This is a genomic window from Corallococcus exercitus (assembly GCF_042231735.1).
In the GTDB taxonomy this organism is placed as follows: Bacteria; Myxococcota; Myxococcia; order Myxococcales; family Myxococcaceae; genus Corallococcus; species Corallococcus exercitus_B.
In genome coordinates, this window is record NZ_CP102577.1 from 6,097,782 (window position 1) to 6,120,339 (window position 22,558).

Sequence of the window (22,558 nt, forward strand, 5' to 3'; positions counted from 1 at the left end):
ATGGGTTGGAATTGAATCAGTGGGGCCGCCGGGCCGGATGCCCGCCCGGTGGGTGGACGGGCATCAAGTCGGGAGCGGCCGGGGTGGGCGTGGTAGTTAGAGAGGCATGCCTCCCCGACGCCCCGAAATCCTCGCCCCCGCTGGTGACCTGGAGTCGTTGCGTGCCGCCCTCGCCAGTGGCGCGGACGCCGTGTACTTCGGGCTCGACGAGGGCTTCAACGCGCGCGCTCGCGCGGAGAACTTCTCGCTCGAGCGGCTGCCGGAGACGGTGGGGCTCATCCACCGGGCGGGCGCTCGGGCCTACGTGACGCTGAACACGCTGGTGTTCGAGCCGGAGCTGCCGGTGGTGGAGCACCTGTTGCGCGGCGTGTCGAAGGCCGGGGTGGACGCGCTCATCGTGCAGGACCCGGCGGTGGCGCTGCTGGCGCGGGCGGTGTGCCCCCAGCTGGAGCTGCACGCGTCCACGCAGATGACGCTGTCCAGCGCGGAAGGGGCGCGGTTCGCCACGGGCCTGGGCTTCACGCGCATGGTGGTGCCGCGCGAGCTGTCGGTGGCGGAGATCCGCCGGCTGGCGTCGCAGACGGACATCGAGCTGGAGGTCTTCATCCACGGCGCGCTCTGCATGTCGTGGAGCGGCCAGTGCCTCACGAGCGAGGCCTGGGGCGGCCGGTCCGCCAACCGGGGCCAGTGCGCGCAGTCCTGCCGGCTGCCGTACGACCTGGTGGTGGACGGCGAGACGCGCGACCTGGGCGAGGTGAAGTACCTGCTCAGCCCCAAGGACCTGGCGGGCGTGCGCGCGGTGCCGGACCTGGCGGACATCGGCGTGCACAGCCTGAAGATTGAAGGCCGGCTCAAGGGGCCGCAGTACGTCTCCAGCACGGTGCAGGGCTACCGCCGCTGGCTGGACGGCGTGATGGCGGGGAAGCCCGACGGCGCGCGGCTGGCGAAGGACCTGGCGGAGATGTCGCTGTCGTACAGCCGGGGGTTCTCGCACGGGTTCCTGGCGGGGTCCGACCACCAGACGCTGGTGGAGGGGCGCTTCCCGAAGCACCGCGGGCTGTACCTGGGCCGCGTGCACGCGGTGGCGGGCAAGGACGTGCTCGTGGTGCCGGACGACCGGCCGTGGACCGGCGCGCTGGGGCTGGACAAGCGGCCCGAGGCCCCGGCGGGCAACGTGTCGGCGCCGCTCGCGGGTGAGCCGGATCCGGCCGACGTGGATCCGCGTCCTGGCATGGGCGTGGTGTTCGACGCGGGCGCGCCGGAGGACAAGCACGAGCCGGGCGGCCCCATCTTCCGCGTGGAGCGCGAGGGAGACGCGTGGGTGCTGGGCTTCGGGCATCCCGGGCCGGACCTGGGCCGTGTGGCGCCGGGGCAGCGCGTGTGGCTGAACAGCGACCCGGCGCTGGCGCGGCGCACGGGAGAGCTGCTCGCGGAGGGTGAGCCGGAAGGCCGCATCCCGTTGTCGCTGTGGGTGTCCGGCGCGGAGGGCGCGCCGCTGCGCGTGCGGATGAGCACCGGGCGCTTCACGCGCGAGGCCGTGGGCACGACGCTGCTCGCGCCGTCGCGGGGCGCGGGCGTGGACGCGGCGCTGCTCAAGGACAAGCTGGCCGCGCTGGGCGGGACGTCCTTCCACCTGGCGGCGCTGGATGCGTCCGGGCTGGCTCCGGGGCTGCACCTGCCGGTGTCGGAGCTGAAGGCGCTGCGCCGGCAGCTGGTGGCGGAGCTGACGGCGGACGTGGAGCGCGGGCCCGCGCGGACCGTGAGCACGGAGCCGGTGGAGTCCGGCGTGCGTCAGGGCCTGCTGGCGAAGGTGGCGTCGCGGCCGGCGGAGGACGCGCCCCGGTTGCTGCCGCTGTGCCGCGACGACGCGCAGCTGGAGGCGGTCATCGCGGCGGGGCTCCCCGAGGTGGAGCTGGACTGGATGGAGATGGTGGGGCTCCAGAAGGCGGTGGAGCGGGCGCGCGCGGCGGGGCTGCGCGTCACCATCGCCACGGTGCGCGTGCAGAAGCCGGGCGAGGAGGGCTACGACACGCGCCTGGACCGGCTGCGGCCGGACGCGGTGCTGGTGCGCCACTGGGGCGCGATGATGCACTTCCTGGAGCAGCCGGCGGGCGCGTCGCGGCCGGTGCTGCACGGGGACTTCTCGCTCAACGTCACGAACTCGCTGACGGCGGCGCACCTCTTGAGCCTGGGGCTGGACACGCTGACGGTGTCGCACGACCTGGATTCGGAGCAGCTCTTCGCGCTCTTGGAGCAGGCGCCCGCGCACCGGTTCGCGGTGGCGCTGCACCACCACATCGCGACGTTCCACACGGAGCACTGCGTGTATTCACACACGCTGTCCAACGGCCGCGACTACAAGGCCTGCGGGCGGCCGTGTGAGAAGCACGCCATCGCGCTGAAGGACCGGCTGGGCCTGGAGCACCCGGTCATCGTGGACGTGGGGTGCCGCAACACGGTGTTCAACGCGCAGGCCCAGAGCGCGGCCTCGCTGGTGCCCCGGCTGCTGGAGCGCGGCGTGCGCAGGTTCCGCGTGGAGTTCGTGCGCGAGACGCGTGAAGAGGCCACGCGCGTGCTGGCCGCGTACCAGGAGCTGCTCGCGGGCCGGCTGTCGCCCGCGGAGGCGGTGAAGCGCGCGGCGGTGCACGAGCAGTTCGGCGTCACGCGCGGCACGATGCAGGTGCTCAAGCACCCGGCCGCGAACGCGCGCTGAGACGCGCCTCAGGCCGCGGCGGCGGGCGGGGGCTCGCTCTTGGTGGACACGAGGTTCACGGGTTCACCGTTCTCCCCCAGCACCACCGGGGCGATGCCCAGCTTGCGCTCCACCAGCGCGTGCCCCAGGTAGACGAGCGGCGTCAGGCCAATGGCCACCAGCAGCTTCACCGCGTACGAGGTGAAGATGATCCGGAAGATGACCTCCTGGGGCAGCACGCCCGTCCAGGCGATGAACTGCACCACCACCGTGTCGATGAACTGCGACACCACCGTGGAGCCCGTGGCGCGCAGCCAGAGCATCCGGTTGTTCGTCACGCGCTTGAGCAGGTTGAAGACCGAGATGTCCAGGAACTGGGCCACCAGGTACGCCACCATCGACGCCATCAGGATGCGCTGCGAGCCGCCGAACACGTTGTTGAATGACGCGGCCACCGTCCCGCCGTAGTCCTTCGCCTCCGTCATCGGCGCCCACGGAATCTGGACCGCCAGCGCGACGATGACGAACGTGAAGATGGCCATGAAGAAGCCCACCCACGTCACGAACCGCGCGACCTTCTTGCCGTAGAACTCGTTGAGGATGTCCGTCAGCAGGAACGTCACCGGGAACGGCAACATCCCCACCGACATCACCGCCGGGATGGGCCCCAGGTGAACCTCGAACAGCTTCACCCCGATGATGTCGCCCACCACCAGCGAGGTGATGAACAGCCCCGCGAGCACCAAGAAAAGCTGAATCCGCCGGTCCAGGGTCATCCGATGCGTCCTTCAAGAGCGAGGCTCCGCTAGCCCTAGCATACCCTCTCGCCCCGTCGCCTGGCCGTCCGGGGTCTACTCGGGCAGGTAGTACAGCGTGCCCGGCCCCACGGGCGCGGCGCTCCCGCCCGCCTCCTGCTCCGACAGCACCAGGCGCGGCCGGTACACGCCCAGCACCGTCTGCTCGGTGGCCGTCGGGTTGTCGTAGCGGTGCCCGAAGACGCCCGGTCCGCTGAACGCCAGCCCCCGCCCCACCGGCTGCCCCTGGAGCAGCATCCCCGCGCCCAGCACCAGCTCCATGCCCTCCGTGTGCCCGTCCGCTCGCGGGGGAATGCCGCTGCCCGGCGCCACCCGCAGCCGGTACACGCCGTAGGTGGCCCCCTCGTGGATGACGTCCACGTGGCCGAAGGCCTTCGCCTCCGTCCGGTACACCATCTCCTCGGAGGTCCGGTGCACCTGGAGGGACGGGATGGCCCACCCCGTCAGCGCCTCCGGCTTGGTGACCCGCACCGTGGCGGCGTGCAGGTGCGCGTGCGGCGCGGCGTCCGTGGGCGGCGCCAGCAGGTAGCGGCACACCGCCTCCGCCGCGGACTCCAGGAGCTCGAAGCGGCACGCATCCAGGAGGAAGCGCAGCTCTCCGGCCAGCCGTCCGTAGTGCACCGTGTTCGCCAGCTTCCCGCCCACCGCCGCCTGCCGCGCGTCCAGGAAGAGCGCCACGTCCAGGCGCAGCGGCTGCGGCGTCACGCGCTCGCGGTTGTAGACGCCCACGATGACGTCCACCGTGAGCCCGCGCAGCTCCATCACGTCCAGCGGGCGGCCCTGCGCGTCGTTGACCACGGGGTGGATCCACACGGGTTCCTGACTCACAGCCGAGCGCTCCTTCCGCCGTCCAGGGCGATGACCTGCCCGGTGAGGTACGGCGCCTCGCGCGCGAGGAACACCACCGTGCGCGCCACGTCCTCCACGCTGCCCTCGCGGCCCATGGGCACGCGCTGGAGCACCTCCTGGCGCGCGGCTTCGTCGAAGTGCTCCGGGAAGGCCACCACGCCTGGAGAGATGGCGTTGACGCGCACGTGCGGCGCCAGCTCCACCGCCAGCGCGCGCGTCAGCATCACGAGCCCCGCCTTGCTCACCGAGTAGTGCGCGTAGTGGCTCACCGCCCGCTCCCCGCCAATGTCGGTGAGGTGCACCACCAGCGGGTCCTTGCCCGCGCGCAGCGACGGCAAGAGCGCCTGCGTGAGGAAGAAGGGCGCGTCCACGTTCACGGCGAGCATGCGGCGGTACTGCTCGCGCGTCACGGCGGCGAAGTCCACCCGCTCGTAGAGCCCCGCGTTGTGGACGACCACGTCCAGCGCGGGGTGCGCGTTCCGGACCCGGGCGCCCAGCGCGTCCACGGCATCCGCGTCGGAGAGGTCACCGCTGTACAGCGTGACGTCGCGGCCCAGCGCGCGCAGCTCGTCCGCCAATACCTCCAGCGGCTCCATGGAGCGGTTCGCGTGAAGCGCCAGGTCGTAGCCGGCGCGGCCGAGCGCGCGCGCCACCGCGCTTCCAACGCGCACGCCCGCGCCCGTGATGAATGCGGTCCCCATATGCGGGCCCTGACTAACAGGCTCGCTCGCGAAAAAACACCGCGGGGCGACACCCGGAGAACCCCCTCTCCCGGCACCGCCCCGCGTGTCCCCTGCTTCCCCTCTGCGTCGTCCGTCCGTCAGTCCTCCAGGGTGCTTGCTACGGGTAGTAGACCACCGTCTGCCAGCGGCGCCCGGCGTACGGCACCCAGACCCACTCCGTCACCGCCTGGTAGCCGCCCGGCACATAGCGCTGGTCGTAGTAGCCCGGCGTGCAGCGCACGTGGCGGCCGCGGCGGCCCCGGGACACGCACTGCTCGGGGACCCAGACCTGCTCGTAGCGCTCCGGCACCCAGCGCTCCACCGTCTGCAGCTCGTAGCGGCCGCGCGAGTCCACCGGGCGGGGCATGGGGCCGTAGTTGCAGTTCGGCCCGCGGCAGCCCATGAAGCGGCGCGTCTTCGCGTCGTCGTCGACGTAGCGGAACGCCTGGTCCCGCGGCGCTTCCCAGCCACCGCGCTGCTCCTGGCCGCCCCAGCGCGCATCCGCCTTCGTCGGGCCGCGCCAGTCCGCCGCCATCGACGTGGAGGAACCGAGCAGCAGTGCACCGAAGGCCAGGGTCGCGAGTCCGAGCTTGAAAGCCATGTCTTCCATCCTCCGTCCGAGTTGCTTGTCCTGACTGACGGGGGCCCCGCCGGAACATTCAAATCCCGTCGGGTCGTCTTGAACCCCGGTGGCGGGGGCGGGGAGATGTGGGTACACCTCATCCCATGTTCCACCGCGACGGCCCCACCTTCCGCGAGCTTGCGCGGCAGGCCCTCACCTCCGTCGAGCAGGGCTACGACCTGCTCGCGCCCAAGTTCGAGCACACGCCGTTCCGCACGCCGGATCCGGTGCTCAAGGCCGCGCTCGCGCACGTGGGCCCCGGAGCCAGCGTGGGCAGCGCGCTGGACGTGTGCTGCGGCACCGGCGCCGCGATGCGCGTGCTGCGTCCGCTGTGCCGCGAGCGCGTCGTCGGGTTCGACCTGAGCCAGGGCATGCTGGACGAGGCGCGGCGAGGGCTCGCGGATGCGCCGGGCACCGCGGCGCTGGAGTTCGTGCGCGGCGACGCGCTGGCGCTGCCCTTCGACGCGGCGTTCGACCTGGTCACCAGCTTCGGCGCCTTCGGACACATCCTGGAGGAGGACGAGCCGCGCCTCGTCGCGGGCATCGCGCGGGCGCTGAAGCCCCGAGGCCGCTTCGTCTTCGTCACCGGTCAGCCGCCGTCCGCGCTCAACCCCGGCTACTGGGTGGCGAAGGGCTTCAACGCCGCCATGCGCGTGCGCAACGCGCTCTGGAAGCCGCCGTTCGTCATGTACTACCTGACGTTCCTCGTGCCCCGCGCGCGCGTGCTGCTGGAGGCGGCGGGGTTCGACGTGGAGGTGCGCGAGGGCGACATGCCGGAGCCCTTCGGCCGGCTCGTCACCGTCATCGCCACGAAGCGCTGAAGCGGCGCGCTACGGCGCGGCCGCGCTGTCTTCGGACTCCGCGTACTCCACCGCGAGGACGTCGTACTCCACCGGGCCGCGCGGGCGGTCCACCTGCACGGACTCGCCGGCCTCCTTGCCCAGGAGCGCGCGCGCCAGCGGGGACTCCACGCTCAGCCGCCCCGCCTTCACGTCCGCTTCATCCGGGCCGACGATGCGATAGCGCATGCGCGCGCCGTCCTCGTCCTCCAGCACCACCCACGCGCCGAAGAAGACGCGGCCCGCCTGCGAGGGATCCGGCGCCACCACGCGCACGTCCTCCAGGATGGCGGTGAGCTCCCGCGCCCGGCGCTCCCGCTCGCGCTTGCGCACGCCCGCCTCCAGCTCCGGCCAGTCCCGGGGCGCGGGGCCCTGCAGCTCCAGCAGCTCCTCCTGGAGCGCGCGGTAGCCCTCCGGCGTGATGTAGCGCCGCTCCGCCGACGTCGACCGGGGACGCGCGGGGGTGAGCCCCTCGTCGCCGCCCCCGTCTTCCTTGGTGAATGCCTTCGACATGGGCCGCTCCCTCCTCCCAGGAGATTTCTCAACGTTTCCCGGGATTTGCACGCCGGGTCCGGCCGTCCGCCTGCTTTCTATTGGCGCAATTTTACTGCGCCGACGGAATCCGTCAGAATCCGGACATGCACCTCCTCCCCCGAGCCGTGCCCCGCTTCGAGCATCGCCTGGCCGTCCGTCTGCGCGGCATGCTGCCGCTGTACACGCGGGATGTGTCGGAGGGCGGCTTCTGCGCGGAGATGCTCCAGCCGATGAAGGCGGGCGATCTCCTGGAAGGCGCGTTGCTGCTGGGGGACGAGGAGGTGCCGTTCCAGGCCCAGGTCATGTGGGCGCGCCGGTCCGCCGGGGAGCGCACGCGGGGACGCTGTGGCGTGCGCTTCGTCACCATCGGCGGGGACTTCCAGCGGCGGCTGGTCGCGTTCAGGCGTCTGCAGGGCAGGCGCCTGATCCGCTGGTTCACCTGACGGCTGGGACTACTTCGTCGCGTCGGGGCTCGCCGGGACCGCGGTCTCCGACGGAGCGCCGGGCGTCGCGGGCGTGGTGGACGGCTCCGTCGTGGTGGACGGCTCCGTCGTGGTGGACGGCTCCGTCGTGGTGGACGGCTCCGCGGCGGGGGTGGTGATGGGCGCGCCTTCGGGGGCGGGAGCCTGGCCGGAGGGCACCACCTGGAGCTTGTAGCGGCTCACGCCCTTGGGCAGCACGACCTCCACCAGCGGGTTCTCCTTCACCAGGCCCGGGTCGAGCTTGAGGGACACCTCGCCGTTCTCGTCGCTGGTGAGGTTGAGGTGGTTGCGGTACTCGCCGCCGAGCACCTTGGCGCCCTTCACCGGCTTGCCCGTGGCGGCGTCCGTCACGCGCAGCACCACGAGCTGGTTCTCCTGGAGCGCGGTGGTGCCGTTCGCCGGGATGATGATGTCGTTGTAGCGCGGGCGCAGCGCGCAGGCGGACAGCAGCGTGGAGGAGAGGAGGGCGACGGTCAGCAGGTTGCGGCGAAGGCTCATGGAATCCATCCAGGCTGGGAAGCGGTACGGCGGAGGCGCGGCAGCATAGCCGCCAGCCACCAGACGCCAAGTCTCCGATGCGTCACGCCCCCCGCGTACGGCATCCGCCCCCACGCCGGGTCGCGGAAATTCCCGGCGGGCAGGCACGGCGTGCGCCCTCCTTCCAGGGGACCGGTGGAGCCGTCAGCCCTTCCACCCGTCCGCCTCCAGCACCATCTCCCAAGGGTGTCCGGGCACGTCCTTCCCCCGCCCGCACGGAGGTCAAGGCTTCATGGATGAGACCTATTCGGAGGACTCGGGCAACGTCACCAATTCGAGTCACCGCCTTCCGCTGAAGAACGAGCAGGTCAAGTACGAGGAGATGCCGCTCGACACGCGCGTGGAGGAGAGCCGCGTCGTCTGGAAGCACAACCGCTTCGACGTGAGCGTGGTGACCATGGTGCTCATCAGCGCCGTCACGTTCTTCATTCCGTTGTTCAACGGCCTGCTGGCCGGCACGTTCGGCGGCTTCCACGCGGGACGGCCCCGCCGGGCCCTGGGCGCCGCGCTCGTCACCGCCGTGACAGTGCCCGTCGCGCTCTTCGTGCTCTTCAACGTCTTCAGCTTCGGCGGGATGCGTGTGTTCTACGGCATGGGCTGGCTGAACTGGACGATGCTGCACGCCATCGGCCTGTTCATCGGCGCGCTCGCCGGGGCGGCCAGCCGTCCGCTGTTCACTGGCGAGACGCCCGCCTTCCTCTCGCGGCGCGTCAGCGGAGCTCCACTCCTAGCGCAAGGCGATGTCGCGCCAGCCCTTCCGGAAGGCTCGCGAGACTTCTCCCGGGACCTGCCCACGACGCGAGTGTCCCCTCCCAGTGGACCTGTGCGCGGGGAGTGAGCAGCACGCTCCAGCGGGCGACGCGCCCCAGGTACCACTCCACCTGGAGCGTCGCGTCCGCCTCGTGCGTGAAGCCCGGCGTGATGCCCGTGCGCCACGCCGGCACGTAGGTGGCCTCCAATCGCAGCGCGCTGTTGCCCGGACCGGGCAGGGCCGTGCGATGGGCCAATGACAGACGGGGCCCGATGGCCGGGACCGTCTCGAAGGGGCTCCAGGCCATCGTGGCCTGGGCGCCCAACCCCACCGCGAGGAACGTGTCGAAGCGCTCCGAGGCCGCCACGACGCCCAGCGCCTCCGCCTCCACCGACGCGCGGTAGGGCAGCGGGCGGCCGATGTCCGTGGACATCTTCGCCTCCGCGCCCCAGCCCAGCGAGTCGGAGAACGACCGCTGCTGCTGGGGCAATTGCGGCATCAACGTGCGATAGCCCACCAGCGTCAGCCGCGAGCCGAGGATGCGCGGCACGCCCCAGCGGGGCTCCACCGACAGCTCACCGTCCAGCACGCGCAGCTCGCTGCTGGACTGGAAGCCGTGCAGGCGCGCGTCGCCCAGGGACTCGTTCATCGCGGAGGTGCGCAGGCTCACCACGGGCCGCGCGGCGCCCACCTCCGGGAAGTCCACGCCGCCGCTCACCACCGTGCGGGCCGCGCCGGACTCACGCAGCGCGCCCCGGGCCCAGGTGGCCTCCGCCTCCGTCTTCCGCTGATGGTCCTTCGCGAGGAAGGCGCGCGGCTCCACGTCCGCGAGCACACCGTCGTTGAGCGTGCCCTGCGCCTCGGTGGCGGCGGCGAAGGCTGCGTCGGTGTGCTCGGCGCGGACCAGGGCCTTGAGCTCGTCCGGCGTGGGCAGGCGCTTGGTGGCGGTGTCCAGGGCCTGCTGGAGCAGGGCCGTGCGGTCCAGCACCGCGAGCTTCCGCTGCATGGCGTCCTCGCGCTCGAAGAGGAGCTGCCGCTCCTTGACGCCCTGGGCTGCGCCGCCCTCCCCCTTCAGGTCGAGGGCGATGAGGCGCTCACGTTCGATGGCGAGCTTCTCCGCTTCGGCCTGGTCCACCGCCGCGCGCTCCACCCGCACCGCGTGCGCCACGTAGGCGTGCAGGGCCTCACGGACTTCGGCGCGCGCGGATGGGGGAGCCGCGGCGAGCGCGGCCGTCACGGCGCGGGGCAGCTGTCCGTAGACCTGACGGCGGGCGTCGGGCTCCGGGGATTGGAGGCGGCGGTGCACGAGGTGCAGCGGCGCGAGGGCGCTGGACGGGAGCAGGGCCGCCAGCTTCGTGAGCAGCCGCGCCTCTTCCACGAGCGCGCGCCGGGCGCGGTCTCCGGTGGACTCGAAGGCGTCCGGGACGTGCTCCAGCAGCGGCACCGTACGCCCGCTCGCGTCCACGACGTTCGTCTTCGCCAGCGTGTCCAGCGTGGCGGTGGGCAGCACCCACAGCGTGCCGGGAGCGCTCACGTGACGGCCGTTCTCCAGCGAGCCGTTGAGGAGGAAGAGGAGCGCGGCGGCGCAGTTGTCGGTGAAGAAGTAGTAGCCCAGGTAGCCGCGGCGCTCGAGCTCCCAGATGCGCTCCAGCATGCGCTGGGATTCGCCGGGCGAGAGGTTCAGCCGGAAGCGGCGGATGGTGCGCTGCTCCAGCTCCAGCGATTCGTGGGTGACGTCGCCCAGGGTGCCCGTGAGGAAGACGGTGCTGTAGCCGCCCGTCATTCCCTTCATCAGGTAGCCCAGGCCCTTCTCCTCCATGCCGGTGAGGGCCACCAGCTGCACGACGCGCTCGAAGCCGGGGCCCTGCACCGTGGCGCCTTCGCGCCAGACCGGGCGCAGGAGGAGGTGGCCGAAGAGGGACTGGGGTTGCCGGCCCGTGGCCGCGACGAGCAGGACCTCCAGGTGGGAGAGCGCGTCCGCTTCCGCCCAGGCGTCGAAGGCCGGGCAGTCGCCCCGCGCGGGCAGCGTGCCCAGGCGTGCTTCCGTGAGGAACTCCGACACGGCGCGCGTCTTGGAGAGCTCCTGGCAGCGGACCTGATCATCCTCGGGCAGCGCGTCCGGGCGCAGCGACTCCACGGGGACGAACAGCTCCTCCGCGAACGTGACCAGGTCCAGCGAGGCGCTGGCCTGGCCCCGGGCGCGGCTGAAGGCGCCCGCGTAGGTGATGCTCGCGGACTCCTTCCACGTGAGGGGACGCTCGAAGGGGAGCAGCCAGCCGTCCAGCCGGCGCCACTGGGGGCGCCGGCTCCAGCCGCGCGCGTCGTCCCAGCGCTGCATCACGGCATGCACCACGGCGCGGCGGCGCCACAGGTGTTCCGCCTCCGTGTCGGTGAGGCGTGACAGGCGCAGCGTGGCCCGGCGCTCCTCGGAAGGGGCGTAGCGGTAGAGGTGGAACTGCTCGCGCTGCTCCGACCAGTCGGGACGGGCCTTCGTGCCGTCACCGAGGCCCAGGGGCGCGGGCTCCGGGTGGAGCACGAGCTCCAACCGGCCCCCCGGCGGACGGCGCATCGCGGGAGGCAGGGCGGCGAGGCCCGCTTCCACGTCCGAGACCAGCGCGGCATCCCGCGCCGCGGCGCCGCGCAGGAGGATGCCGGCCGTGGCCTCCAGTGCCGCGACCCGCGAGGCCAGGACGACGTCCATGAAGGCCCCGTTCAGGAACGCGGGCACCGCGAGCTGGCCCGGGGCTGCTTCGGACGGGGTGTCCTGTAGCTGCTCACGAGCCCGCGCGCTCACGGGCAACAGCAGCACCGTGAGCAATCCCAGCCAGGCTGTGCGGGGCCTCACTGAAGGGCCTCGGCCGCTTGGGTCGCCCCTTCCTGGTCCTGGAGGAAGGCCTGCCGGTCCTCCTCGAGTCGCGGCTCGGTGCGCGCCAGCTCGCCCACGCGCTCCAGCCATGCACGGGCGCGCTCGGGCGTGAGCCGCTTCGCATCCGCCATCATCAGCAGCTCCTTGCGGTGCGTCCGCAAGAGCTTGCCGAAGACGTCCAGGTTGTCGCGACGGATGCGCGCCGCCTGCGCCAGGTCGTCCACCGTCGGGCCCGCGCCCAGCGCCAGGTCCTCTCGCAGCTGGTGCGTGCGGGCGCGCAGGTACACCTGGGCCGCGTGTCCCACTTCCTTCGGCGAGGGCCGCTTGCCCTTGCGCCGCGCCGAACGCTCGTACGACTGCCAGATGACGATGCCCAGACCCATCACCGTCAGCGCCACCGTGGCCGTGGACAGGAGCTGATCCTCGCGGCCGTTGCTGCTCTCGCTGCGCGTGCGCGAGTCGTCGCCCTGGTCCACCTGGTTCGACTCGCTGGTGCCCGCGTTGCTGTGCTCGCTGGAGTCGTTGCTGCTCTCGCTGGAGTCGGAGCTGGTGTCACTGGAGTCGGAGCTGGTGTCACTGGAGCCGGAGGAGTCACCCGAGTCCGACTTGCTGGAGTCGCCCTTGCTGGAGTTGCCCGAGTCCGAGTCGCTGGATTCACCCGAGCCCGACTCGCTGGAGCCCTCGTCGCTGGAGCCATTGGACTCCGACTGGCTCGAATCCCCACCGCTGGAGTTGCCCGAGTCCGACTTGCTGGAGTCACCCTGGCTGGAGTCACCCTGGCTGGAGTTGCCCGAGTCCGACTGGCTGGAGTCGCCCTGGCTGGAGTTGCCCGAGTCCGAAGAGTTGCCCGAGTCCGACGCGCCCGCGGCCCTCAAGCCCGCGGACGGCGTGCGACACCCCACGGCGAGCACCAACATCGACGCCGTCACCACGCGCTTCCACGAAGACTTCGTCCGCATCCATCCCCCTCGAAAGGGCGCCACCGGGCCTGGCGTCAACCTGGGCCCTAGCCAACCGCATGCCGGGCGTTGAATGGTGCGATTTCGATAACTTGATGGATCGTCTGACGCGTCACGACGCGAAACAGGAGCCTCGGGGTGCGTCGCGGACTTCGCGCCCCTGTATCCACCGCGACCCTGCTACGCGAGCCGCGCGCTTCCGGTTTCACTCCGGGGACGGCTGACCCCCTCCTCCAGGAAGAGACGTCTCAGATAGGGATTGAGGAAGCGCCCCTCCGGGTCCAGCTGCTCGCGTACGCGCTGGAAGTCGTCCCAGCGGGGATACAGATGTTTCAGCGTCGCCGCCGTCTGCGTGTGCAGCTTGCCCCAGTGCGGCCGGCCCCCGTGGTTGCGGAAGATGGCCTCCGCGGCCGAGAAGTAGGGCTCCAGCGGCATGCCCTGGTACTGATGCACCGCGATGAACGCGCGGTCCCCGCCGTGCGCGGGGCTGAGGAACGCGTCGTCGCCGCGCACGAAGCGGTACTCCACCGGGAAGTGCACGGGCACCTGCTCGCGCGTGATGTACTCAGCCAGCTCACGCAGGCAGTCCGGTCCGCGCTCCACCGGCACGCCGTATTCCATCTCCTGGAAGTGCACGAGGCGCGGCGTGGCGAACAGCGTGTGGCTCTGCCCCACCAGCACGCCCTCCGACGCCAGCTTCGCGGACAGCCGGCTCACGGGGGCGCACAGGGAGGGCCACCCCCGGCACGCGCGGCTCACCGCGCCGAAGACCGCGTTCTCCATCACCATCTCGTTGAGCCAGCGCCCCACGCCCACCCCGTACGGGGGCTCGTCCGTGAGGTCCATCGCCTTCGTCATCACCCGGTCGGAGTGCGGGAACCAGAAGAACTCGTAGTGCCGGTGGCGCGCGCGCGCTTCCTCCAGCCCCGCGAGGCACTCCTCCAGCCCCAGGTTCCGCCGCGTCAGCCGCAGCCGGTACGCGGGCAGCAGCCGCAGCCGCACCCGCGTCACCACGCCCAGCGCGCCCAGCGACACGCGCGCGGCCTGGAGCAGCTCCGGCGACGCGTCCTCCGAGCACGTCACCTCGTCCCCGCTCGCCGTGACGAGCGTCATCGCCGCCGCCTGAGTGGAGAGGATGCCCAGCCCCACTCCCGTCCCGTGCGTGCCCGTGCCCAGCGCGCCACCCAGCGACTGCTTGTTGATGTCGCCCAGGTTCTCCATCGCGAGCCCGTGCGACGCGAGCAGCGTCCCCAGCTCGCGCAGGTTCGTGCCCGCCCATACGACAGCCTCGCGCGTGCCCGCGTCCACGGACTCCAGGCCGTGCAGCGCTTCGAGCGACACCATCGTCTCATCCGTCGCGCACAGGGGAGGGAACGAGTGGCCGCTGCCCACCACGCGCACGGTGCGCGCCCGGGCGCTGGCGTCGCGGAGCGCGGCCTTCAGCGCGTCCACGGACTCCGGCTGGAGGAAGTCCGACGGATGGGCCACCACCGCGCCGGACCAGTTGCGCCACGTCTTCGCCTTCGTCGCCATGGTCGTCATGCCGTCACCCCCATTCGCCCCGGTAGGTCGGAACCTCCTCCACGACGCGGCCCCCGGAGATGAGCAGCAGCGTGCGGAAGTGCTCGCACAGCTCGCCCGCCTTCGCGTGACGGAAGAACACCGGCGCGCCCAGGGGCAGCGGCACCGGGCCCGTGTACGCGATGGGCGTCTGCACCTCGCCCGCGCCCTCCAGCGGGAGCAGCTTCGCGCCCTCGGGCAGGTAGGGCACGGGCAGCTTGTCCACGCCCGCCGAGCCGGAGGCCACGTAGCCGCCACCCTGGAGCGTGAAGAAGCCCGGCCCCGGGCGCCGCGTGACGGGGATGGCGAACGCCACCGCGGGCTGGTGGTGGAAGCCGAGGTAGCCGTCGAAGAGCGCGGGCGAGTACAGGCCGCTGCCCGCGGTCAGCTCCGTCACGCTCGCGTCCTCGCGCGTGGACTCCAGGCTGCCGGTGCCGCCGCCGTTCACGAAGCGCGGCGCGAGGCCCGCGTCCTTCAGCGCGGCCACCACCGCCTGCCTGCGCGCGTGCACGCGGCCCACGGAAGCCCGCTTGAGCGCGCGGATGACCAGGTTCTTCGCTCCCGCGTGCGGAGCGGCGTCCGGCACGCCCGCGAGCTGCGCCTCGTAGCCCATGACGCCCGCGAGGAACACGGCGTCCCCTTCCTCCTGGATGCTCCGGGCCACCGCCAGCGCGTCCTCCGCCGAGCGCACCGGCGAGCGGTGCACCCCGAAGCGCAGGCCCGGCAGGTCCACGGACAGGTCCACGTCCAGGCACAGCGGCGCGCGCGCCCCCTGCCGCCGGGCCGCCCGGGCCGCGAGCACCACGTGCTCGGCCGAGTCCACCATCAGCGTCACGGGCGCTGGCGGCCGGCACAGCTCCGCCAGGGCCTCCACATCCACGACGGGGTAGCCCATGAGCAGGTCGGTAAAACCGCGCTCGCGCAGGCGCACGGCCTCGTCGGCGCTGAAGCACATGAGGCCCTGGAAGCCGGGATGCCCGTCGAGCACGCGCCGCAGCAGCGCGACGCACCGCACCGACTTCGTGGCCACCCGGACGGGCAGGCCCCCCGCGCGCCGCAGCAGCGCCGCCGCGTTCTCGTTCAGGAGGTCCACGTCCGCGAAGGCCAGCGGCAGCCGCCGCCCCTCCAGGGCCCGGGCGTAGTAGGCGTAATCACGCGACATGTCAGGGCCTCCGGGCGCGGGCTGCACGGGAGCGGGCATCATCGCCGCGTGCCGTCATCTCCGGGGCCTGGCCGCACCGGGCGCGTGGGGTGGTGGACAAGCGGGTGGAAGGCGCCGAAAAGGGGCAGCGCGCCGGACATTCCTGGGGGAACGCCCGGCGCGCGCACACACGGATTCTTCGACTCCTAGGTCGGCCCACCCCCCCGGAAGGGCACGGAACGCCATGGTGCCGTCAGCCGAAAGTCATTTCTATTGAGGAAATCACGCGAGTCGTAAACGACTCGGGGGGCTGGGAATCACTTCCCACCTGGACAGGCGGAAGAAGCACTGATTCCACTCCCGACCTCATAAGTCTCCCAATTGGCCCCAACGGATATAGTGCGTAAATCGTGATGGATTTGATTTCCGAGGACCAACGCCTCTTGCAGGAGCTGGAGGGCCTGCTGGAGGGGTTGGAGCCCGGCTCCGAGGCCCTGCCGGCGGTCCTCGCCGCGCTCCGTGGCGCATTGCGCGCGGAGCGGACGGCGGCCTACGGCGTGGATGTAGGCCCGGACCGCTATCACACGGCCTTCGTGCACGGCGTGGGCTTTCCGCAGCCGCCCTCGGTCCTGACGGAGGCCTTCGACGCCTCCCTGCCGCCGGCGGGGAGCCGGTTCGGCTATTTCGATCCCGCGCGTCCGCCGCTGGCCCAGCGCAACCGGGCGATGCGCTTCTCGCCGCTGGGCATGCCGGAGCCCCTGCGGGCCCTGCCCATCACCGGCGAGGGCGAGGGGCCGCTGTGGGAGCGGTTGGGACTGAGCGAGGCGGAGTGGGAGCACGCGCGGGTGCAGCTGGCCGGGAACGCCTCGAACCTGTACCGGCGTCTGGGATTGGAGCACCTGGCGCAGCTGCGCGTGCTGGTGTGCGAAGGCGACATGATGCTGGGCTGGGTGGGCGCCTTCCGGACCGAGCCCTTCACGGAGCGGGAGCAGCGGCTGCTCCAGGCGCTGACGCCCGCCATCCAGCGGCGCATGGCCATGGACCGGCGGCTGCGCGAGGCAGGCCTGCTGGGCCCGGCCCTGGGCGCGGCGCTGGAGGTGCTGGGGCGGCCCGCGTGGGTCGTCACGTTCAGCGGCCGGGTGATGCACGCGAACAAGGCGGGGCAGGCGCGGTGGGAGCAGGACTCGCAGGCGCTGGCGGCGCAGGTGCGCGAGTGTCTGCGGAGCCCGCCGGGCACGGGGCCGCTGTTCTCCTCCGGCCCGCTGCGCACGCAGGGCCTGCCGGACCACTACCTGGTGCTGGACCCCGGACCGCCGACGGACCCGACGTCGCGCCTGCCGGTGCTGACCCAGCGCTGGGGGCTCACCGCGCGCGAGGCGCAGGTGCTGGAGCACGTGGTGCAGGGCGAGACGAACAAGGCCATCGCCCTGCACCTGGGCTGCGCCGAGCGCACGGTGGAGGTGCACGTCACGCACCTCTTGAACAAGGCGCAGGTGGAGAGCCGCTCCGCGCTCATCTCCCGCTTCTTCCAGTCCTGATGCGCCGGTGGGCACGGCCCGGAGCATGACTAGGATGGAGGAATGGACGACGTGCTCTTGAGGAAGGCGCTGGCTCGCGCCGACGCGGCGGTGGCGAAGGGGCCGCACGCGGTGGCGGCGGAGGGGCGACGGCGCACGCTGCACGTGGCGATGGGGGACCCGCAGGCGGACTTCGACCGGGTGCTGTCCATCCTCTCGCTGCACGGGCTGCTGGACGGGGATGGAGGGCTGCGCCCGGACGTGTGCCTGGTGTCCGTGGGCGACTTCTTCGACTGGGGTCCCGCGGCCGACCGCGAGCGCGTGGCCCGAAGCGCGCTGCGACTGGTGGCGTGGCTCGCGTCCCATCCGGCGGATCAGGCCGTGATGCTCCTGGGCAACCACGACCTGGGACGCGTGGGAGAGCTGGCGGACTTCACCGATGCGACCTTCCGCGCCGCGCGGGTGGAGGCGGACCGGGTCTACGCGGGGGACGACACCGACGCGGCGCAGGAGCGGGCCTTCCTCCAGCGCTGGCCCGGGTTGCCGAGCGCGGAGCTGGCGGCGCGGGACTTCAGCACCTGGACCGAGGAGCAGCGCGCGTGGGTGGAGCACCTGCTGCGTGCCCGCAGGTTCCGTGTGGCGCATGCGGCCGGGGACTCGCTGCTGGTGCTGCATGCGGGCGTCACGCGCGAGGACCTGGAGGTCGTGGGGCTCGAGCCCGCGCGGTGGGCGGATGCGCGGGCGGTGGCGGAGGCGCTCAACGGGGTGATGGACCGGGCGGTGGCGGCGTGGAAGGGCGGGCCGCTCGTGCTGCCGGGACTGCACCATCCGGGCAATGCGAAGGAGGGCGAGGGCGTGGGCATCTTCTACCAGCGGCCCAGCCTGGCCGCGGAGGATGCCGAGCGCGTGCGGGGAACGCCCCGGCGCAGGTTCGATCCCCGGCGGCTGCCGCTTGGATTGTCCCAGGTGGTGGGCCACACGCGGGACAAGCGGGTGCGGGAGCTGGTGTCACCCGGTCCCATGCGCGACGGGGTGCTGCGCCACCTGGTGACGGATGGGACTCGAGTGGACTACGCGCACGGACCGCCGCCAACGACGGGCCCGGGGGAAGCGGTGATGGTCTTCACGGATGGCGCCATGCGCGAGGGCCGGGCGGAGGACTTCGAGCTGTTCGACCTGGACGCGCGTCGCGCGGTGCCGCTGGTTCCGTGACGATTCCTCGCGCGTGCCGCTGCCACCGGCACGCGCGAAGGAGCATGCGCCTGAGCTACGGCGCCGCGCCCGGCACGGCGGCCGGCGTCTTGAGCCCGGCGAGCTTCTTCTCCAGCGATTCCACCTGACGCGGAGACACCTGCGCGGCGGGCAGCGTCTTCGCGAAGGTCAGGGCCTCCTCCAGCGTCTTCACCGCGCCCGCGGTGTCCTTGCGCGCGACCTGGATGTCCGCGCGGCCGGAGAGCACGGACAGCCGCCGCGCGCCCTGCACCCGCGCCAGCGCCCGGTCGTTCGCGGCGAGCGCGTCGTCCAGCCGGCCCGACAGGCGGTACAGCGTCGCGAGCCGCGCGGGCGGGTTGTAGTCCTGGGGCAGGTCCTTCTCGCTCTGCTCCAGCGCGGGGATGGCCCGCTGCGGCTGCTCCAGCGTCATCGCCGCGAGCATGCGGTGCGAGTCGAACACGCTGCGCGCCTCGGGGTTCGGCGCCTTCGCGGCCTCGCCCTCCAGGAACGTCAGCCACTCCTGGGCCACCTGCTTCGCGCCCGCGGTGTCCTTGTCCTGCTTGCGCGCCTCCACCAGCACCTCGTACAGGCCGGAGCGGTCATCCGCCTCCATGTCGATGGCCGGCGGCGCCAGCACCTCGCGCGCCTTCGCCTCCAGCGCGTGCCGCAGGTCCGCCGCCTCGGGCGTGCCTTCCGGGATGGCCAGCGCGCAGCTGAGGCCGTTGAGGACGCCGTTGGCCAGGTTGAGCGAGCGCGGCACCTTCGGCAGCTCCGCCACCGCCTTCTGCGCGCAGGGCACGTACTGCTTCGCCCCGTACTGGGCCATCAGCAGCGACTCCAGCGCGCGGCCCCGGCGGGACCAGTCGGCGGGAGCCTCCGCGAGCGCGAGCGACAGGGCCTCGGCGGCCTCCGCGGGCTTGCGCTCTCCGTAGAGCGCGTCACCGCGGGCGAGCAGCGCTTCCGCGCCGGTGGCACCGCCCTGGTAGGCGCGCTCGCCGTCCTCGAAGAGGCGCTCCAGCTGCGGCACCGTCGCGCTGCCGGCGAAGCGCAGCAGGGCCTTCTCCTCGCGCGGGTCGATGATGAAGAAGGTGGGCCAGAACTCCACCGGGTACTTCTCCTGGAACGTCGCGTTCTGGGTGAGGTCGGTGTTGAGCTCCAGCCACACGAAGCGGTCCGCGTGCTTCGCCAGCGCCTTGTCCGTGAAGACGTACGCGCGCATGGAGCGGCAGGTGTGACACCACGGCGCCCAGGTGTCGACGAACAGGGGCACGCCCTTCGCCTTCGCGTCCGCGAGCGCGCGGGCGTAGTCATCCGGGATGAAGGGCAGCGGGCCTTCGGCATGGGCCTCGGCGGACGCGGGCGCGGGCGCGTTGGCGTTCGTGGCGGTGCAGGCGATGGACCCCGACAGGAGCAGGCAGGCGAGGAGGGAGCGCATGCGGCGCACCCTATCGCGCCTCCTGAGGGGGTGTCCCCGGTGGACAGAGTACGCACACTTGTCTGGGCACCGCGCGGCGTGCGTGCTGTCTTGCGTGTGGCCCCCTATGCCCATGAAGGACCCTCGCGCCCTGCGCACCGCCCTCGCGTCCGCCCTGGACGCCCTGCCCGCCTCCGAGCGCTTCCCCGATGGCGCCGACGCCGACCTGGCCCGCCGCCTGGCCGAACGCCTGCGCCGCGACCTGCTGCCCCGCCTGGGCTCCGGCGCCGACGACGTGCCGCTGCTCCTCGTGGCCATCGCCGGCCCCAACAACGTCGGGAAGTCCACCCTCTTCAACGCGCTGGCGAAGGCGTCCCTGTCCCCCGCGCGCCCCGAGGGAGGCCTCACCAAGCAGTGCCTGGCCGCGGCGAACCCGGAGACGTGGACGGGCGCGCTGAAGGACGTGCTCACCCAGCGCTACGACATCGTCCCGGTGGGACACGGCACGGTGGCGCCCGTGGACGAGCCCGGGCCCCCGGGCCGGCTGTACCTGGTGCTGTCGGACGCGGTGCCGCGCGGCCTCCTGGTGATGGACACGCCGGACTTCGACAGCGTGTACCGCGACAACCGCGAGCGGGCCGAGGCGCTGCTCGTCACGGTGGACGTGCTGGTGTTCGTGGTGAGCCGGCAGACGTACCAGAACGCGGCGCTGGTGGACTTCCTGCGCGCGGCGGTGGGCCACGGCAAGCCGTACCTGCTCGTCTACAACGAGGCCACGCGCGAGGACGTGGCGCGCGGCCACCTGGACAAGCTGGCCCAGGACGTGGGCCACCCGCCCATCGCGCGCTACCTGGCGCCGCACCAGCCGGACGTGGAGGCGGGGCTGAAGCCGCTGGCCACGGAGGCGCTGGATGGACGGCCGCCGCTCGCCGCGCTGCTGGGACAGGCCGAGCATGCGCGCGAGCTGAAGGCGCGGGCGCTGGAGGCGTCGCTGTCGGATGCGCGCTCGGAGATGGACGCGGTGGCCCGGGCGGCGACCCGCGCGGCCCGCGAGCCGGAGCGGCTGAGGCAGCGGCTGCGGCATGACCTGCAAGGCATTGGTGCGCAGGCAGCGCTCAAGGCCGTGCCCGCGGACGTGCTGGTGGATGCGTTCCGCGACGAACTGGATGCGCGCAGCACCTTCCACCGGTTCGTGCGCCTGCCGTTCCGGGGGCTGGCCACGGCGCTCACGTTCGTGAGCCGCAAGGTGCGCGAGTCCTTCACCGGCCCTCGGCCCCATGAAGCGCTGCCCTCGCAGGCGGTGGATGACTCGCTGAAGGACGGGCTGCGCCGGCTGGTGGATGCCTTCGCGCCGGAGGTGGCCGCGTGGCGCGGGGACGCGGAGACGCGGGAGAAGCTGGCGCAGGCCTTCGGGCCCGCGATGCTGGGCCGGCTGGATGCCCCGCTGGAGCTGGACGCGCTGCACGCGCACGCGGCGGACCGGGCGACGCTGTACGACTTCTGCCGCCAGCTGGTGGGCAGCGAGCTGCAGGGCGGCATGCGCGAGGAGCTGCTCCAGGCGCTCACCACGCTGGTGTACTCGGTGCCGTCCGGGGCGGCGGCGGTGGTGACGGTGGCCACCGGCGGCCTGGGGCATGACGCGGTGGTGTGGGCGGGGACGCTCCTGTCCACGCCGCTCCTGGAGCGCTTCGTGGACCTGCTGGGCGCCCAGGTGCGCGCGACGGTGACGCGCAAGTGGGCGGACTCGCACGGGGCCACGCTGGCGCAGGCCATGGAGGCGCGCTTCTTCACGGACCTCTTGTCCCACCTGGATGCCCAGGCCGAGGGCTGGCTGCGCACCGCCACCACCCTGGAGACCGCACGGCGGGCGGCGGAGTAGACGGCCGGTTCCCGACAGGCCCCCGCCTCCGGGATGGAGGCAAGACTTCGTGCCTCGCCGCCACCGATGCGTCATGCTGGGTCCGCCATGACCGGTCCGGACCCGGAGGCGGGTTCGCCTCGCATCCTGTCGTTCCGTCACCTGCTGACCGAGTCCGTCAGTGCGTTCCTCGACGAGGCGGACATGACGTGTCCGCAGACGGCGGACGCGCTCAGCGAGCTGCTGGTGACGCTGTCGCGCTACCGCGAGGAGGGCGCGCTGCTGTTCCCCACCGCGTTCCTGGGCGACGACCTGGGCGCGATGATGGAGCTGCTGGGCGGGCACGACCCGATTCCGCTCGGTTCGGGGCCGCGCAACCGCGCCACCATCCAGCGGGCGCTCAAGCAGTGCGCGCCGCTGGGCCAGGGGCGCTGGTGGGCGCTGTACCTGCTGCGCGACTCCGCGGGCCTCACCTACGGCATCTTCCGGACCGACCCGTTCCCCCTGGCGGATACGCCGCTGGAGCGCCTGCGGCACGCACCGGACCGGGGCGTGCGCGTGGTGGGGGTGTTGCAGCTCGCGGACAACATCATCGAGCTGCGTGGCGGCGGCGGGCTGTGCCGGCACGTGTACCTGTCCGGTGCGAGCATCGACCTGGAGCCGCCCTCGGTGGTGCTGGACATGCTGGCGGGCGCGGTGACCGAACAGGTCCTGCCCTCCAGCCGCGAGCACGCGCGCGGGTTCTTCCGGCGGGTGCTGTTCGAGGTGATGCAGTCCTCGCACGGCACGCTGGTGGCGGTGCTGCCCCGGGAGCGCGCGGGTTCGGCGCTGTTCGTGGACGGCATCCTGTTGCCCCGGCCCATGGACGTGGTGGCGATGCTGGACCGGCACCATGCGACCCAGGACGGCAGCGCGGCGTCGGCGGTGCGGGCGGCCGCGCAGCTCTTGCGCGGCATGATGGCCACCGACGGCATCACCGTGCTGCGCGCGGATGGCTGCATCCTCGGGTACAACGTCTTCGTGCGTCACCCGGAGACGCTGGCCCGGCAGCCGGGCTTCTTCGGCGGAGCGCGGCGGCGGACGTACGAGGTGCTGTGCGCGGCCCTGGGCAGCGAGCTCGCCGCGGCGTTCATCCGCTCGCAGGACGGGGACGTCGCCTGCCGTCGCGTGTGACGTTCCCGGCACGCT

18 protein-coding genes are annotated in these 22,558 nt (G+C 72.5%); 7 read left to right on the forward strand and 11 right to left on the reverse strand.

All coding sequences use genetic code 11. The annotated features are described in order from the left end of the window. The first annotated feature begins 106 nt into the window (after nt 1-106). Nucleotides 107-2,713, forward strand: coding sequence for a DUF3656 domain-containing protein (locus tag NR792_RS24090; RefSeq protein WP_375755021.1), 2,607 nt, complete (start codon nt 107-109; stop codon nt 2,711-2,713). Nucleotides 2,714-2,721: 8 nt separating this feature from the next. Here the strand turns inward: NR792_RS24090 and NR792_RS24095 are convergent, their stop codons facing one another. The 4 genes from NR792_RS24095 to NR792_RS24110 all read right to left on the reverse strand — a co-directional run bounded on the left by NR792_RS24095 (nt 2,722) and on the right by NR792_RS24110 (nt 5,679). Next, nucleotides 2,722-3,468 carry a queuosine precursor transporter gene (locus tag NR792_RS24095; RefSeq protein WP_375755022.1) on the reverse strand — a complete coding sequence of 249 codons (747 nt, stop codon included), beginning with the start codon at nt 3,466-3,468 and terminating at the stop codon, nt 2,722-2,724. Nucleotides 3,469-3,543: 75 nt separating this feature from the next. Then, on the reverse strand, nt 3,544-4,335 hold the full coding sequence (locus NR792_RS24100) for a dihydroneopterin aldolase (protein ID WP_375755023.1): 792 nt from the start codon (nt 4,333-4,335) through the stop codon (nt 3,544-3,546). Beyond that, a complete protein-coding gene (locus NR792_RS24105) occupies nt 4,332-5,057 on the reverse strand; it encodes an SDR family oxidoreductase (protein WP_375755024.1) in 726 nt (241 codons plus the stop codon). Before NR792_RS24105 ends, NR792_RS24100 begins: the two co-directional genes overlap by 4 nt. 139 nt (nt 5,058-5,196) lie before the next feature. After that, nucleotides 5,197-5,679 (reverse strand): hypothetical protein, encoded by a 483-nt coding sequence (locus tag NR792_RS24110; RefSeq protein ID WP_375755025.1) that lies wholly within the window; start codon nt 5,677-5,679, stop codon nt 5,197-5,199. Between the two features lie 125 nt (nt 5,680-5,804). Here NR792_RS24110 and NR792_RS24115 point away from each other — a divergent pair, with 125 nt between their 5' ends. Then, nucleotides 5,805-6,521: a class I SAM-dependent methyltransferase gene (locus tag NR792_RS24115; protein WP_375755026.1), complete on the forward strand. Its 717-nt coding sequence runs from the start codon at nt 5,805-5,807 to the stop codon at nt 6,519-6,521. A 9-nt stretch (nt 6,522-6,530) separates the two neighbouring features. On the opposite strand, the gene NR792_RS24120 is transcribed toward NR792_RS24115, so the two are convergent. Continuing rightward, nucleotides 6,531-7,052, reverse strand: a complete 522-nt coding sequence (locus NR792_RS24120) for a GreA/GreB family elongation factor (protein WP_375755027.1) — start codon at nt 7,050-7,052, stop codon at nt 6,531-6,533. A gap of 125 nt (nt 7,053-7,177) precedes the next feature. On the opposite strand from NR792_RS24120, the gene NR792_RS24125 reads away from it, so the two are divergent. After that, entirely contained in the window at nt 7,178-7,516 is a 339-nt protein-coding gene (locus NR792_RS24125) for a PilZ domain-containing protein (protein ID WP_375755028.1), read from the forward strand. 9 nt (nt 7,517-7,525) lie between these two features. On the opposite strand, the gene NR792_RS24130 is transcribed toward NR792_RS24125, so the two are convergent. The 5 genes from NR792_RS24130 to NR792_RS24150 all read right to left on the reverse strand — a co-directional run bounded on the left by NR792_RS24130 (nt 7,526) and on the right by NR792_RS24150 (nt 15,390). Beyond that, a complete protein-coding gene (locus NR792_RS24130; protein ID WP_375755029.1) occupies nt 7,526-8,053 on the reverse strand; it encodes a hypothetical protein in 528 nt (175 codons plus the stop codon). 749 nt (nt 8,054-8,802) lie between these two features. Continuing rightward, nucleotides 8,803-11,688, reverse strand: a complete 2,886-nt coding sequence (locus NR792_RS24135) for a DUF4105 domain-containing protein (protein WP_375755030.1) — start codon at nt 11,686-11,688, stop codon at nt 8,803-8,805. After that, entirely contained in the window at nt 11,685-12,668 is a 984-nt protein-coding gene (locus NR792_RS24140) for a hypothetical protein (RefSeq protein WP_375755031.1), read from the reverse strand. The genes NR792_RS24135 and NR792_RS24140 overlap by 4 nt, the downstream gene beginning before the upstream one ends. Nucleotides 12,669-12,848: 180 nt before the next feature. Next, the gene (locus NR792_RS24145; RefSeq protein ID WP_375755032.1) at nt 12,849-14,210 is read right to left on the reverse strand and encodes a D-arabinono-1,4-lactone oxidase; all 1,362 of its coding nucleotides are present in this window, start codon (nt 14,208-14,210) and stop codon (nt 12,849-12,851) included. 4 nt (nt 14,211-14,214) lie between these two features. Further along, on the reverse strand, nt 14,215-15,390 hold the full coding sequence (locus NR792_RS24150; protein ID WP_375755033.1) for an alanine racemase: 1,176 nt from the start codon (nt 15,388-15,390) through the stop codon (nt 14,215-14,217). Nucleotides 15,391-15,782: 392 nt separating this feature from the next. Between NR792_RS24150 and NR792_RS24155 the strand changes: the two genes are divergently transcribed. Continuing rightward, on the forward strand, nt 15,783-16,907 hold the full coding sequence (locus NR792_RS24155; protein WP_375755034.1) for a LuxR C-terminal-related transcriptional regulator: 1,125 nt from the start codon (nt 15,783-15,785) through the stop codon (nt 16,905-16,907). Between the two features lie 42 nt (nt 16,908-16,949). Further along, nucleotides 16,950-18,098, forward strand: coding sequence for a metallophosphoesterase (locus NR792_RS24160; protein WP_375755035.1), 1,149 nt, complete (start codon nt 16,950-16,952; stop codon nt 18,096-18,098). A 55-nt stretch (nt 18,099-18,153) separates the two neighbouring features. Here NR792_RS24160 and NR792_RS24165 read toward each other — a convergent pair whose 3' ends face one another. Then, entirely contained in the window at nt 18,154-19,533 is a 1,380-nt protein-coding gene (locus tag NR792_RS24165; protein WP_375755036.1) for a thioredoxin family protein, read from the reverse strand. A 112-nt stretch (nt 19,534-19,645) separates the two neighbouring features. Between NR792_RS24165 and NR792_RS24170 the strand changes: the two genes are divergently transcribed. Together NR792_RS24170 and NR792_RS24175 are read left to right on the forward strand one after the other, a co-directional pair. Beyond that, on the forward strand, nt 19,646-21,391 hold the full coding sequence (locus tag NR792_RS24170; RefSeq protein WP_375755037.1) for a GTPase: 1,746 nt from the start codon (nt 19,646-19,648) through the stop codon (nt 21,389-21,391). Between the two features lie 87 nt (nt 21,392-21,478). Then, complete coding sequence (locus tag NR792_RS24175) at nt 21,479-22,543, forward strand: hypothetical protein (protein ID WP_375755038.1); 1,065 nt, start codon at nt 21,479-21,481, stop codon at nt 22,541-22,543. Nucleotides 22,544-22,558 lie beyond the last annotated feature (15 nt).